The 13,242-nt window shown below is 68.2% G+C and carries 10 protein-coding genes; 7 read left to right on the plus strand and 3 right to left on the minus strand.

All coding sequences use genetic code 11. The features are described 5' to 3' along the window. Positions 1-96: 96 nt before the first annotated feature. From HC251_RS01070 to HC251_RS01090, 5 genes are all read left to right on the plus strand, one after another. The gene (locus HC251_RS01070) at positions 97-2,547 is read left to right on the plus strand and encodes an MMPL family transporter (RefSeq protein ID WP_219943480.1); all 2,451 of its coding nucleotides are present in this window, start codon (positions 97-99) and stop codon (positions 2,545-2,547) included. A gap of 134 nt (positions 2,548-2,681) precedes the next feature. Then, positions 2,682-3,044, plus strand: coding sequence for a hypothetical protein (locus HC251_RS01075; protein ID WP_219943481.1), 363 nt, complete (start codon positions 2,682-2,684; stop codon positions 3,042-3,044). Continuing rightward, on the plus strand, positions 3,002-3,556 hold the full coding sequence (locus HC251_RS01080) for an EAL domain-containing protein (protein ID WP_219943482.1): 555 nt from the start codon (positions 3,002-3,004) through the stop codon (positions 3,554-3,556). Before HC251_RS01075 ends, HC251_RS01080 begins: the two co-directional genes overlap by 43 nt. 412 nt (positions 3,557-3,968) lie before the next feature. Next, positions 3,969-4,718 carry a hypothetical protein gene (locus tag HC251_RS01085; RefSeq protein WP_219943483.1) on the plus strand — a complete coding sequence of 250 codons (750 nt, stop codon included), beginning with the start codon at positions 3,969-3,971 and terminating at the stop codon, positions 4,716-4,718. Further along, the gene (locus HC251_RS01090) at positions 4,715-7,681 is read left to right on the plus strand and encodes a DEAD/DEAH box helicase (RefSeq protein ID WP_219943484.1); all 2,967 of its coding nucleotides are present in this window, start codon (positions 4,715-4,717) and stop codon (positions 7,679-7,681) included. Before HC251_RS01085 ends, HC251_RS01090 begins: the two co-directional genes overlap by 4 nt. Before the next feature lie 31 nt (positions 7,682-7,712). Here the strand turns inward: HC251_RS01090 and mobF are convergent, their stop codons facing one another. Both mobF and HC251_RS01100 read right to left on the minus strand, forming a co-directional pair. Beyond that, a complete protein-coding gene (mobF, locus tag HC251_RS01095) occupies positions 7,713-10,307 on the minus strand; it encodes a MobF family relaxase (protein WP_219943485.1) in 2,595 nt (864 codons plus the stop codon). Between the two features lie 308 nt (positions 10,308-10,615). Next, entirely contained in the window at positions 10,616-11,956 is a 1,341-nt protein-coding gene (locus tag HC251_RS01100) for an IS256 family transposase (RefSeq protein ID WP_219941247.1), read from the minus strand. Positions 11,957-12,136: 180 nt separating this feature from the next. Here HC251_RS01100 and HC251_RS01105 point away from each other — a divergent pair, with 180 nt between their 5' ends. Further along, the gene (locus HC251_RS01105) at positions 12,137-12,379 is read left to right on the plus strand and encodes a helix-turn-helix domain-containing protein (protein WP_219943486.1); all 243 of its coding nucleotides are present in this window, start codon (positions 12,137-12,139) and stop codon (positions 12,377-12,379) included. Here HC251_RS01105 and HC251_RS01110 read toward each other — a convergent pair. Next, positions 12,376-12,579, minus strand: coding sequence for a hypothetical protein (locus HC251_RS01110; protein ID WP_219943487.1), 204 nt, complete (start codon positions 12,577-12,579; stop codon positions 12,376-12,378). The genes HC251_RS01105 and HC251_RS01110 overlap by 4 nt on opposite strands. A gap of 257 nt (positions 12,580-12,836) precedes the next feature. Here HC251_RS01110 and HC251_RS01115 point away from each other — a divergent pair, with 257 nt between their 5' ends. Next, the gene (locus HC251_RS01115) at positions 12,837-13,199 is read left to right on the plus strand and encodes a hypothetical protein (RefSeq protein ID WP_219943488.1); all 363 of its coding nucleotides are present in this window, start codon (positions 12,837-12,839) and stop codon (positions 13,197-13,199) included. The last annotated feature ends 43 nt before the right edge of the window (positions 13,200-13,242 follow it).

Below are 13,242 nucleotides of genomic sequence, written 5' to 3' on the forward strand. Positions count from 1 at the left end.
GGCCGAAAGGACGGTCCGCGCGCCGGCCGATCGGGTGGCTCCGAAGGGGCCGGACTCCCGATGCGCACGGGGCCGGCTGTCCCGACGATGGCAGCCATGTCGATCACGCCGAGCGCACCGCCTGCTCCTCCGTCCCCCCGCACCGCCGTCGACGGCGGCGGGGGTGCTCCGTCGCCGAAGGTGTCCGTCCTCGGCCGAGTCGGCGGCTGGTGCTTCGACCACCCCCGAGCGACCCTCGGCCTCTGGGCCGCCGTCCTCGTCGCGGTCCTGGCCGCCGCCGGCGCCGTCGGCCCCGCGTTCGGGGGCGGGTCGTCGGCGCCCGGGTCCGACAGCGACGCCGGGTTCGCCGTGCTCGAGGAGCACTTCCCCGAGCTCGGCACCGGAGGGCAGTCCGGCACCATCGTGGTCCGGGCCGAGCAGGGCGTCGACGACCCCGCCGTCGTCGCCGGCCTGGAGGAGCTCTTCGCCGCCGTCGACGCCGGCTTCCCCGACGCCGACGGGGTGCCGCGAGCACCGGGCGCAACCGTCGTCTCGCCCTACTCGGACGAGGGGGTCGGGCAGATCGCGGCGTCGGGCCCGCTGGCCGGCCGGCTGGCGTTCGCCCCGGTCCAGCTGACGGCCGACGTGGACGACACCGAGTCGGCCCGGATCGGGGAGCTCATCACCGCCGAGGCCCCGTCGATCGACGGGCTCGAGGTCCTGGCCGGCGGTCAGTACCTGGCCGAGCTCGAACCGCCCGAGACCGAGCTGATCGGCATCGCCTTCGCCGTCGTCGTGCTCATCGTCGCCTTCGGGTCGGTGCTGGCCATGGGTCTGCCCATCGCCGTGGCGCTCGGCGGCGTCGGCATCGGCACCGGCACCATCATCCTGCTCAGCCGGCTGACGACCGTCCCGGAGGACACGATGCTGCTCGGGCTGATGGTCGGCCTCGGCGTCGGCATCGACTACGCCCTCTTCATCGTGACCCGGTACCGGGAGGCGGTGCGGGCCGGCCATCCGCCGAGGGCGGCGACCGTGGTCGCCATGGGCACGGCCGGCCGGGCCGTCGGCTTCGCCGGGGCCACGGTCGTGATCTCGATGCTGGGCCTGCTGCTGGTCGGCCTCGGGATGCTCTCGGGCATGGGGATCGGGGTCTCGGCCACGGTGCTCGCCACCATGGTCACGTCGATGACGCTGCTGCCGGCCCTGATCGCCCTGACCGCGGGGCGGCTCGAGGTCACGCGGTGGCGGGGTCTGCTGGCGGCCGGGGCGACGGCCGGCGCCGTCCTCGGCATCGGGATCGGGTTCGCACCGCTCATCGTCGGGGGCGCCGTGCTCGCCGTCGCCGTCCTCGGGGCGAGCCGGTTCGTCCCCCGGCTGCGTCAGGTGGTGCCCCCGCGTGCGACCCCGCCCAAGGAGGCGACGCTGTCGCACCGGTGGAGCCGCACCATCCAGCGTCGGCCCGGCCTCTGGGGGGCGCTGGCGGCGGTCGTGCTCGTCGTCCTGGCGGCACCGGTGCTCGGCCTCCGCCTGGGCTGGTCCGACGAGGGCAGCTACCCCGAGGGGTCCGACACCCGCCGGGCCTACGACCTGCTGGCCGAGGGCTTCGGCGTCGGCTTCAACGGCCCGTTCGTCGTCACCGCCACCTCCGGGCCGTCCACGCCGGGCGGGAGCATCGATCAGCTGCACGCGGCCCTCACCGAGACGCCCGGCGTCGCCGCCGTGTCCGCACCGGTCGCCGACGATCCGTCGGACCCCGGGGCCCACGTGATGACCCTGATCCCGACGTCCGCGCCCGAGGACGAGGCGACCACCGAGCTCGTCCGCACCCTGCGCGACACCGCCGTCCCGGACGCGGCCGCCGCCGGCCTCGAGGTCCACGTCACCGGGAGCGCCGCCACCAACATCGACGTCACCGACTACCTCGGGGCGCGCATGCCGCTGTTCTTCGCCGCCGTGCTCGGCATGTCGTTCCTCGTCCTCCTGGTGGTGTTCCGCTCGGTCCTGGTCCCGTTGAAGGCCGTGCTGATGAACCTGCTGTCGATCGCCGCCACCTACGGCGTGGTCGTCGCCGTCTTCCAGTGGGGGTGGGGTGACGCCCTCCTCGGCATCGAGGCCGGTCCGATCAACCCGTTCATCCCGCTCATGCTCTTCGCCATCACCTTCGGGCTCTCGATGGACTACGAGGTGTTCATGCTCTCCCGCATCCGGGAGGAGTACGACCGCACCGGCGATGCGTCCGCGTCGGTGGCCGACGGCCTGGCCTCGACCGCCCGGGTCATCTCCGCCGCCGCCGCGATCATGGTCGTGGTCTTCGGGTCGTTCGTGTTCGAGGACATCCGGGAGATCAAGCTCTTCGGGTTCGGCCTGGCTCTGGCCGTGCTCCTCGACGCCACCCTGGTCCGCATGGTCCTCGTGCCGGCGACGATGGCGCTCCTCGGCGACCGCAACTGGTGGATGCCCCGCTGGCTCGACCGCCTCGTCCCCCACGTCACGATCGAGGCGCACCCACCTGCGCCGGCCCTCGCCCCGGAGCTGGAGCCCGCACGCCAGGGCGTCGCCTCCTGAGCGGTGGCGACGGAGCACCGCCGCCCGCGGTGAGCCGCGGTCCGGCCCGACGTGACGGCCCCGGCGGCCTCAACCCATCGGGTGAGGGGGGCCGGGGCCGCTCAGCGATCGGCGCCGCCGGCCGATCGGCGCCCATGCGATCTCCGTCCCACCCATCGGCTCCGGTCCCGAGCTGCTCGTGCGGGAACCTGGTCGAGAGCATCGAGCAGGCCGACGACGGGACCGACCCCCGGCTGGCCGCGTGGCGGTCGACGCTGGCCGACCCGCGCAGCATGCAGTGCCACTACCAGCCGATCTTCGACGTGCGGACGATGGAGGTCGTGGCCCACGAGGCGCTGCTGCGCGTGACCGACGTGGGCACCGACGTCATGATCCCGCCGCAGGAGCTGTTCGGCGCCGCCATGGACGGCGGCTGGCACCAGGCGCTCGACCGGCGGCGCGGCGGACGGCGATCATGGGCGCCGCCGGGTGGCTGGGCGACCATCAGCTGTTCGTGAACTTCTTGCCCAGCTCGATCTACAACCCGTCGATCTGCCTGCGCACCACCGAGGCCGCCATCGCCGAGGCCGGGGTGCCGATGGCCCAGCTGGTGTTCGAGGTCGTGGAGAGCGAGCACATCGCCAGCGTCCCCCGCCTCCGCGCCATCTTCGACCGCTACCACGAGATGGGGGCCAAGGTGGCCCTGGACGACCTCGGCGCCGACCACGCCACCTTCGGCGTGGCCGAGGCCCTCCGCCCCGACATCATGAAGATCGACGGCGCCATCGCCCGCCGCCTCCCGGACCCCTCGGCGGTCGCCTTCGTCCGCCAGGCCGTGGCCCTCGCCGACGCGTCCGGCGCCAAGGTCCTGATCGAGGGCGTGGAGGACCAGCACCAGCTCGACAGCGCGGTCGAGCTCGGCGTCGACCTGGCCCAGGGCTACCTGCTCGGCCGCCCCGCCCCTGCGACAGTGCCGGCGACGCCGAGGCGGACGCTGACCGTCCGCTCCGAGCCCGACGCATCCCTGTGAACCGAACGAACGGGGTGAGCGATTCAGCGATCCTCGCCAACCGCTGACCAGAGCCTGCTGTAAAGCGCTGGCGGGAATCGACTCGCGTACTCAGCTTGGGAACTAGCCAGAGGCGTACCCCTGACCACGCCTGATGCGAGTAACCCCAGGTCAGGGGTGGTCAGGAGTGTCCACCGCTACCCGCCAGGACACCCCACTTCCCACCCCGAATGGCACGCCAATGGCACGCAACACGACCTCGACACCCCCCTCAGAACGGCGCCTCCGGGTGGTGCGTCGAGGCTGGAACACCGCTACGCGGTCGCGAACCGAACCAGGGCAATCCACTGACGGAACGTGGGATCGTGAGCACGGTGCCGTTGCGCAAGGGCGGGGAGACCACGGGTACACCTTCGGCTCCTAATCTCGTCGTGTGATCCCGCTGTCGAGGCACTTGGCGCCGCACCTGGCGGCGTTGCTCGCGCAGCTTGACGTGGATACTCGTGTCAGTCCGGCAGGCGGCGCCTTGATCTGCGACGTCGTCACGTTGGCGGATCGTCCGGCGGCTCAAGAGGCGCTCCACCAGTTCCACCTCGAGCGTTGGCGCCGCCCGGTCGGAGGATCCGGTCCCGCCAACACTCGCCTGTCAGATCTTGGTGAGCTAGTTGGCGCGCTCTTGCTGTACCACCACGGGCTGCACACACCGGAGTCGATCTATCCGCTGACGTTCTCCGCCTCCGGCCCGGCGGCTCAGCCGCCTGGTCTTGATGTGCTGGGGGTGCGTCTTCACGCCGGGGCCGGGCCACTCGTGGCAGATGAGTATCTTCACGTTGCTGAAGCTAAATCAACCTTGGACGCTGACGCCGGCAATGCGATTTCTGGTATCCAACGAGACGTTGCAAAGAGCACATCAGAACGCATTGCAGACTCAATCTTCATTCTCAAATGGCTCTATGAGCGAGAGGCCGATCCGGAGCATCTCAGGCTTCCACTGTTGATGACGGGATCCACTTCGATAGTGGGGTCGATCTTGATCGACTCGAACGAATGTGACCTGGAAGGAGCTGTCGCCTCCATCTTCTCGCGACTCGAGGGTAGAGTGACGCCTACGGGCGCATTGCTAGAGCGAGTTGTCCTACTAGCACTTCCAGACGCCGAAGCATTCGTGACGGGTGCACTGTGAACGAAGACGTCGAAATGGTTCTTCGTCAGGTTCTACAGCCGCCTGCGATTGACGAAGCCTTTGCGGACGCTAGGGACGCGTGGACCCGAGTTCAGTTCGGACTAAATGTCAAGTGGTCTTTGCCGGAAGCAGTAGTCACCATAGCCCACCAGGTCGCGTTGTTCTCGGCGGATATACCGCCGATCCTGAATGAAGTGCCTACCGACCTGAGGATTCGGCTAGAGGCGCTTGCAAGCACGATAGATATCGCGGCGAGGCTCACACCAGACAGGACGAGGGAACTATCTAAGTTGGCGGCTGCGCTCTACCTAGGCGCTCTCCAGCCGACTCGTGCACTCCGATCCGCTCGGTCGCTTCGATCGATCCCGGGACTGGAGCCCTCTCTCATACGTGCGCATCGGATCCTTGAGGGGGCGTACCGACTCAACGGCGCGCAGACCGTCGACGCCGTTGTGGCCGCAGCGAGCAGAGAGTGGCTGGGCGACACTGGTGCCGGGCTTGACCAGGTGTTGGCGGCCGCTCTATCCGATCCGGCAACCTTCCGACTACTGAGGGAGGCTGAGTTTGCCCTCCGCTACCGCACGCAGCACGATCTACTTCAGTTGGCGGCCGATCGGGTACCGCCAGAATATGTTGATCGGGCGTACGGGGGGCCGCCTTGGGCCCGACGACAGGAACTATTGCCTTCGCAAGCTGCTGCCGTTGGGGCGGGCCTCCTTGATTCGCTCCGTGCGTTCGTATCTACGCCGACCGGCACGGGTAAGACATTCCTCGCGGAGCTCCGAATTGCGCGCGAGATGGCGACCAACCCGGCCTCGCTCACCGTCTACGTAGCGCCGCTCAATGCCCTCGCCCGTCAGGTGCATCGAGACTTTCAACGTCGCCTCAGTTCCATCTGTGCCGTCACACTATGGACTGGCGCCTACGAACTGGACGAGTCGGTAGCGGACCTCGGCAACGTTCTGGTGACTACCCCTGAAAAGTTCGACTCGATCCTCCGCCTGTCTCTTTCAGCAGATGAGCGTTCACTAGACCTTCTAGAGCGCCTCTCTCTGGTGATTGCGGACGAGGCTCACCAAGTCGCTGATGGACCAAGAGGTCTGCTTTACGAGTTTCTGCTGATGCGCGCTATGCGGCGCAGGCCGGACGTAGCAGTGCTTGCCCTCTCAGCAGTACAGACAGACCCCGATCCTCTTGTGCGCTTCCTTGAGCATGAGGCGAATCCGGCGCGCCTTCACGAAGTGGACTGGTCTGCGACATCGGTTTGGGACGTGCTGTGGGCCAAGAATGGCGATCTAGTCGCACGAGGTGACTTGCGAACGCCACCTCGGTTGCCCCGCCCGAAGCAAACGAAGGCGGCCGCTGCATTGGCTGCGGCAACTCTTGTAGAGCGCTTGGAGTCCGTACTTCTCGTCGAGTCCCGTCGAGACTGGGCCGAGAGCCTGGCAGCCGAGCTCTACGGTCAGTATCGCGAGTACCTTGACCGCAGATTGAGCGAGAATCTGACGTCTGAGTCGGATCGAGCCGAGCTAGAGGGCTTAGCAGACGAGGTGGAGGCGCGGCTGTACCCGGGTCATCCGCTTGCCGCATATGTGCGGGTTGGACTCGCGGTCCATCACGCCGGCATGCCGCCTACGATTCGCCGGCGAGTGGAAGAGCTTGCTCGTCGCGAGGTCCTTCACACTCTTGTGGCGACGACCACTCTCGCAGAAGGCGTGGACCTTCCGTTCAGAGCGGTCGTTCTTTGCCGACTCGCGCTGCCATTCGGGCAGCCCTTTCGTGCGTCTCGCATCAGAAACATACGCGGCCGTGCAGCGCGACCAGGATTTGCCTCCGACGGACTGTTTATCGTTCTTGAACCGGAGAACACGAACTCTGCGGCTCACCAGTACTTCGTAGATCACTATTGGGATGGAACCGTAGAAGCGATCGACTCGCCCAGCGCTCTAGCTGATCTATTCTCGAACGAGCCAATACGTCGCGCCCCGGTGATACGTAGGTTGGAGAGCCAGTTGTTGGCCTATTATTCTGAGAACGAGGTGAATCTTGAAGATGCCGGAAATGTAGGTGCTCAAACGATCTTCGCTCGCTCTGTCGGCAGCGGGTCGCATGAGGCTAGTCGCCTTGCAGCCGGCATTCAGAGGATGACTGAGCGCATGCTTGAGCCACCTGCACTACTGCGGGTGGCGAGTCCGATTACCCCCACACCCTTCGGTCGAGGGGCCATACTCGGCGGATTGAGTGCAGCAAGCGCTCTTCTGATCCGGGAGACACTTCTGATGAGGGCCGAGGCCATGGTTGAACTCATCGGAAGCGAGGGGTCGGCAGAACTGGCGATTCGACTTGGATGGCTCCCTTGGGAAGCGGTCGAAACTACAGATGAGTATAGGGATGCCTTGTCTCGTCGACGACCATTCGAGCGGACCGCAGCGCGTCTCGTGGCTCTGCGGGACCCGCGCCTGAGCGAAATTTACGACATGAGCCGGCTCTTGATCTCGAGGCGACTCCTTCCAGAACTGGCTGAGAACGAGGAGAAGGTGGTCCGTGGTCGGACGAGTGACGATCGGCTCGCACGACTCGTTGAGTGGGGTGGTCGCGCTGCGTCGATACTGCCCTGGACTCTTACGGGTGTACTGAGAGTCGCCGAGAGCCTCTCCGAAGAGAACGATCTCATCGCTCAAGCGTCTGCGGCCGTGGCGCCATACGTGGTTCAGTTCTCGGCTTGGGTTCCATCACCAGGCGGCGCCGAACTGGTACGACGGGGCGTACTGGAGCGGGACGCTGCGTTGGCCTTGTTGTCCGCATCAGACTTGTGGGACGAGTCAAGCGCTCACATCGTGGAATGGGCTCGCGACAACAGTGAAGTGGCCACTGAGTTGGTTGGATCCCGCGCCTACTCGTCACTGGTGCGCAACTCGCCGAATGAAGCCGACTTCGGGGATGAGGAGGGAGGCGACGACTGATGCTAGGTCAGGTCAAAGGGGCTGCGGAGACCTAGAGTCCCAACCCGAGATCTTGAGCTGCCTCGTCTGTGGCTGAGAGCGGTGCGGGGCCAAGGGGTCGAGCCAGCGCAGTTGAGTTCGTACAGACCTGTGACGGGTCGCGGGCCGCACCTGTGCGCTCGAACTGCGAGGAGATCCACCGCTGCGCGAAGTCGACGCTCCAGTCGAGGGCGAGGTCGAAGCGAGCCTGAGCAACGTCGTCAGCGACGGCGTGGAGGGTGGTGCCGTGGCGGGCTCGGCTCATGGCGACGTAGGCAAGCTCTCGGCCGCCGCCGGCGGCGAGGACGTGGGCTCGGTCGTAGGTGGCGCCTTGGGCTCGATGGACGGTGACGGCGTAGCCATGGTCGAGGTGGTCGGCGTCGATCGCCGTCCTGTCGAGGACGACCGAGCGGCCGTCCTTCGTCTCGGCGGCGAGGCGTGAGGCGCGGACGTCGACGGCGGTGACGGTGAGACGTTCGCTCGTCACGAGGCCCTGGTCCGGGAGCGGGGCGAGGACGACGATCTGGTCGCCCTTGGCGTAGGGACGACCGCCGGGAGCCCACAGGTCCCGCCCCGACACCTGGCCACAGTCCCGGAATAGGTCCCGGGCGAGGCGGTTGAGGTCCCGAACATCGTCCCGGCGCCAGGCCAGGAGGGCGGTGTCGTGCCCGGCGTCGACGTCGGCGGCCCAGGCGTGCACCATCCCGGCGAGAGCTTCGGTGCGGTTGGATGAGAGGGACGTGCGTCCTCGGGCGAGATACCAGTCGACGGCCCGCTCGACCGAGCCGTGGCGCAGCTCGGCCAGGGCGGCGCGTTCGGCTGGGTCCCGCTGCCGGACGTTGCGGTCGAGAGTGGTCAGCAGTTCCGGGTGGCGGTCGAGGAGCGACGCCACCGCACCCCCGGGACCGATGGCCGAGAGCTGGCGAGGGTCGCCGACGAGGACGACCTTCGCCCTCGCTCGCTCGACGGAGGTGATGAGGCGGAGCAGGTCGGCGTCGGCGGTCATGGCGGCTTCGTCGATCACGACGACGGTGCAGTCGTTGAGCCTGATGCGGTCGTGGTCGATCCGCCAGAGCAGCGAGGCGATGGTGCGGCTCTCGATGTGGGCGTCGTCGCCGAGGGTCCGGGCGGCCTGTCCGCTGGTGGAGGTCCCGATGACCCGGTAGCCATCGCCCTCGAGCGCGGAGGCGGCGGCGTCGAGCGCAGTGGTCTTGCCAGCGCCGGCGACACCGACGATCACCTCGACCGAACGGCCCGAGGAGCAGACGGCCCGGACGGCGTCGACCTGACCGTCGGTGAGGAAGTGGCCGATCTCGTCTTCCTTGGCCTCGATGGCGGCATCGACCTCGTCAGCCGAGACCGCCGGGCCGGGAGCCTCGACAAGTCGCTCGACGGCTGCGGCGATCGCCTGCTCGGTGGCTAACACCTCGACCGTGGCGTAGACCTGCTCGTGCAGTGCGCCGGCGCCGATGAGCGGGACGACCGCTGAGCCGGCGAGGACGTGGTCGACGATGCGGTCGAGCTCCCTCGGGTCCCAGCCGTAGAGCTTCGGCGCCAGGACGGCGATCAGCTGGGTTCGGGTGAACACCTTGTGCCGAGCCATCAGGTCCCCGTCGATGTGGAGGACCTCGCCAGTCAGCCTCTCGACCTGCTCGTCGCTCATCCCGAAGGGGGTTCCGGCGCCGGGGATGCGAGCGGCGTCGAGCGTCTCGAGCAGCCGGTCGACCGACCAGCCGATGGAGGCCAGCTCGGCTCGCCACTGCGGCATCAGCTCGTCGACGCCGGTGTCCCGCTTCGGCGCCCGGCTCCCCCGAGCGGCGACGGCTCGGGCCCGGTAGCTGTCGTGGCCGGTCTCGGCGAGGTAGGCGCTGATCTCGTCCGAGCGCTTGGAGAACAGCTCGCACACCTCTTCGGGCACGCCCACGATGCGCCAGTGCCGCAGGTTCCCCGACGGGCCGTTGTCGGGCTCGATGGTGAAGCCGAGATCGACGGCGCGGGCGGCGGAGTGGAGCCGGCCGACCATCGTGGCCGCCTCCACGGTGTCCCGCAGGGCGGCGGAGTCGAGCCCCTTGTGTCCGCCCCTCTCGTCGAGCATCTCGGCCACATTGGCGACCAGCACGTGATCGTGCGGCATCGGATCGCCGGCCCGAGAGGTCCCGTGGCAGGTCCGGGCGTAGACGAGTCCACCGGTCTGGGCGCGGACCTGTGCCCGGCCTCGGCGCCCGCCCCGCTCCTGGAACCAGCCGTCCAGCCAGTCCATCGTCGCCTCAGTCTCGACGTCGAGGATCGAGTGCATGTCGTCGGCCTGGTCGACCACTCCGAGGATTGCGACCGACTTGTGGGCGCTCACCACCAGCTCGAACCCTGGCTGCTTCGTCGCCGCCAGCCGGCGCCCCGTGATCGGGTCGACGAACCCGCCGGGGCCGAATGCGGCGTCGTAGGCCTCCGGCGTTACCTCGCCGTGCAGGCCGAGGCGAGCGGCGCCGGCGCCGCCCCACCGCAGCGGCGTCTCGCCTCGGGAGCCGTAGTAGTCGAGGGCGGCGCCGGGGTGGTCGTCGGCTCGGCCGACGACGGTCTTCTGGTGGTACGCCACCTCGTCCACGCCCATCGGGCGGAACCACGCCATTAGCCCGTCGTGCGGGGGATCGTGCAGCCGAAGGTTGCAATCTTGTTCGCCATCGGGGTCGTTGTGGACCGGGATGAGGGTCGTGGTCCAGGTGTTCGCGATGGCTGGTCAGTGGTGGATTCTGGCGGTCAGATCGTGCTTCGTCGTTCGTGTTGCCGATGTCGGTTCGTGGGTCTGCTGAGGGTGGGTCGAGAGCCTCGGATGGGTGTCCGCGAGCCGGGGCTCGCGGACATTTCTCGCGACTTCTGGGCCTGTCAAGACTTCTGTGTAAGCAGCTCGTGGTTGGGGGGTCAGATCCGGCCGGCGAGGCGGTCGGGGTAGGCGATGGTGAGGGCGCCGAGGGCGGGTCGCCATCCGTGGGTGGCGGCGCCTTCGACCAGGTGGCCGGGGGCGGTGCGCTTGTTGCGGGCCTTGCCGGCTTCGGCGGCGCGTTGGCGGGCCCGCTTGTCTTCGATGTCTCGGATGGCGAGCCAGAGGAGCTTCACGACGGCGTCGTCGTTGGGGAAGTGACCGCGGTTCTTGATGATCTTGCGGAGCTGGTAGTTCAGCGACTCGATCGTGTTGGTCGTGTAGATCACCTTGCGCAGCGCCGGCGGGAACTCGAGGAACGGGATGAACCGCTCCCACGCGGCGGTCCAGGTCGAGACCGTGGCCGGGTAGCGCTGACCGAGGTCTGACTCGGCGAACTCGAGCAAGGCGGCCTCGGCGACCTCGGCGTTGGGGGCGGTGTAGACGAGCTTGAGCGCAGCGGCGACGGCTCGGCGGTCCTTGTAGGACACGAAGCGCATCGAGGCCCGGATGAGGTGCACGACGCAGGTCTGCACGGTGGCCTGGGGCCAGGTCGCCTCGATGGCCTCGGGGAACCCGGTGAGCCCGTCGCAGCAGACGATGAGGACGTCTCGGACGCCCCTGTTGGCCAGCTCGGCGCAGACCGCCGCCCAGAACTTGGCCCCTTCGTTGGCCTGGACCCAGATCCCCAGCACGTGCTTGATGCCGTCGAGATCGACGCCGACGGCGATGTGGGCGGCCTTGTTGCGGACCTGATGGCCGTCTCGGACCTTGACCACCAGAGCGTCGAGGTAGATCACCGGGTAGAGCTCCTCGAGCGGCCTGCTCTGCCAGGCCTTGACCTCCTCGAGCACGGCGTCGGTGATCTTCGAGATCGTCTCGTGGCTCAGCTCGGTGCCCAGCGTCCGGGCCAGGTGAGCGCCGATGTCGCGGATGGTCATGCCGCCGGCGTAGAGCGAGATGATCATCTCGTCGAGGCCCCCGGTCCGCCGGGCGCCCTTCGGGACCAGCCGGGGTTCGAAGGTCCCGAGCCGGTCCCGGGGCGTGGCCAGATCGACATCGCCGACCTCGGTCGCCACCGTCTTCGGCGTGGAGCCGTTGCGCGAGTTCCCCGACCCCCGTCCGGCCGGGTCGCCCCGCTCGTAGCCGAGATGGCCGGTCAGCTCAGCGGCCAGACCCCGTTCGAGGACGGCCTTGATCATCTCGGGCAAGAAGCCGCCCTCGCCGGTCAGCTGCACCTCCCCGGCATCAACCCGGGACATCAGATCGTCGAGCAGTCCGGCATCGACGAGCTGCTGCACAGCAGCCCGCTCAGCCGACCGCTCGACCTCGTCATCGGTCATGGACACGTTCACTACCTCATGGAAGAGGAGCTCCTACACAGACCATCTGACAGGCCCCGACTTCTTGAAGTGAATCTGCAACGAACGCGGCCTAGGTCAGAGAGAGGAGTTGTAGAGGCGCCCATCGCGCACCTCTCGCCACTCGACCCGGCGCACGGCTCCGACCGGAGGACGATCCCGATGACCGCACCGACCGACTCCCCAACCACAGAGCTGCCGCGGCTGCTCAACATCACGCAGGTGGCCGACCACCTCGGCGTGAACGTCCGCCACGTCCGGCGGCTCGTCTACGAGCGGCGAATTCCGTTCATCAAGTGGGGCCACCTCATCCGCTTCGACCCGGCCGACGTCCAGCGCTGGATGAAGGAGAACACCGTTCAGCTGCCGACCCGCCCGGGAGGCTCATCGGCGGGTCGTCGCTAGGGGAGTCGACCGGTGGCCTTCGCCCACTTCTCGACGTCGGGCCATGCCCAGATCCGCACCCGCCCGACGTTGGCCACGAACGGGGGGAAGTCGGCGTGACGGCGCACCAGATTGTGTGCCGAGGTCACGTGGGTCATGCCCAACCGCCGGGCGATCTCGTCGAGCCCGACCAGGTCGTCGACATCGACCCGCCTGCCCATCCTGACGACGCTACGTCGTTGTGGTTGACGAATGCATTGGTCGGTGGTCTGCTGGGTAACCCACGACAGACAGAAGGTGGCCCCGGCGCAGCTGCAACTGCCCGGGGCCGTGGCCGGAACCCCGGGAGGTCCCGACGATGAGCGACCCTACGCGTCCACCCCGCCGAGGCGTGGACGATCCGACAGCGCGCCCTGGCGGCGGAACCATGCCGCACGAGCCGGGCGTCGTTGACGCCGTGTCCCGGCTCCGTGCGGAGGTGACCGACCTGCGTCTGCGGCTCGAGGACGAGGTGCGGACGCATCGGGTCGTTGTGATGGACGACGCCGGCATCGGTCGCATCCGGCTCGCCACGAACGCCGATGGCGAAAGCCAGGTGACCCTCCTCGACGCGGACGGCTTCGAGCGGATCCGCATCGGCGCCCAGCCCGACCGAGGTGTCGTGACCGTCGCCTGTCGCACTCAGCACAACGACGCGACGCGAGTCGAGGTCTTCGCCTTGGACGCCGACTCACCTGACGCGGCCTACACGGGCGTCGAGTTGATCGATCGGGGCAACAGCGTGGCTGGCTTCGTCGTCTACGAGGGCCGGCCGCCTCGCCAGTGGAGCGCGCCGCAGTAGCGGCGCGGCTCGCACTCGGCAATCAGCGAGGCCGCCGACCGGC

The sequence above is a fragment of the Iamia sp. SCSIO 61187 genome (assembly GCF_019443745.1).
In the GTDB taxonomy this organism is placed as follows: Bacteria; Actinomycetota; Acidimicrobiia; order Acidimicrobiales; family Iamiaceae; genus Iamia.

Bases quoted from the DNA above. Each gene is read 5' to 3' on its own strand.
- HC251_RS01105 (WP_219943486.1), top strand. From the start codon at position 12,137: ATGACCGCACCGACCGACTCCCCAACCACAGAGCTGCCGCGGCTGCTC.
- HC251_RS01070 (WP_219943480.1), top strand. From the start codon at position 97: ATGTCGATCACGCCGAGCGCACCGCCTGCTCCTCCGTCCCCCCGCACC.
- HC251_RS01080 (WP_219943482.1), top strand. From the start codon at position 3,002: ATGGGCGCCGCCGGGTGGCTGGGCGACCATCAGCTGTTCGTGAACTTC.
- HC251_RS01075 (WP_219943481.1), top strand. From the start codon at position 2,682: ATGCGATCTCCGTCCCACCCATCGGCTCCGGTCCCGAGCTGCTCGTGC.
- mobF (WP_219943485.1), bottom strand. From the start codon at position 10,307: ATGGGCGTGGACGAGGTGGCGTACCACCAGAAGACCGTCGTCGGCCGA.
- HC251_RS01110 (WP_219943487.1), bottom strand. From the start codon at position 12,579: ATGGGCAGGCGGGTCGATGTCGACGACCTGGTCGGGCTCGACGAGATC.
- HC251_RS01100 (WP_219941247.1), bottom strand. From the start codon at position 11,956: ATGACCGATGACGAGGTCGAGCGGTCGGCTGAGCGGGCTGCTGTGCAG.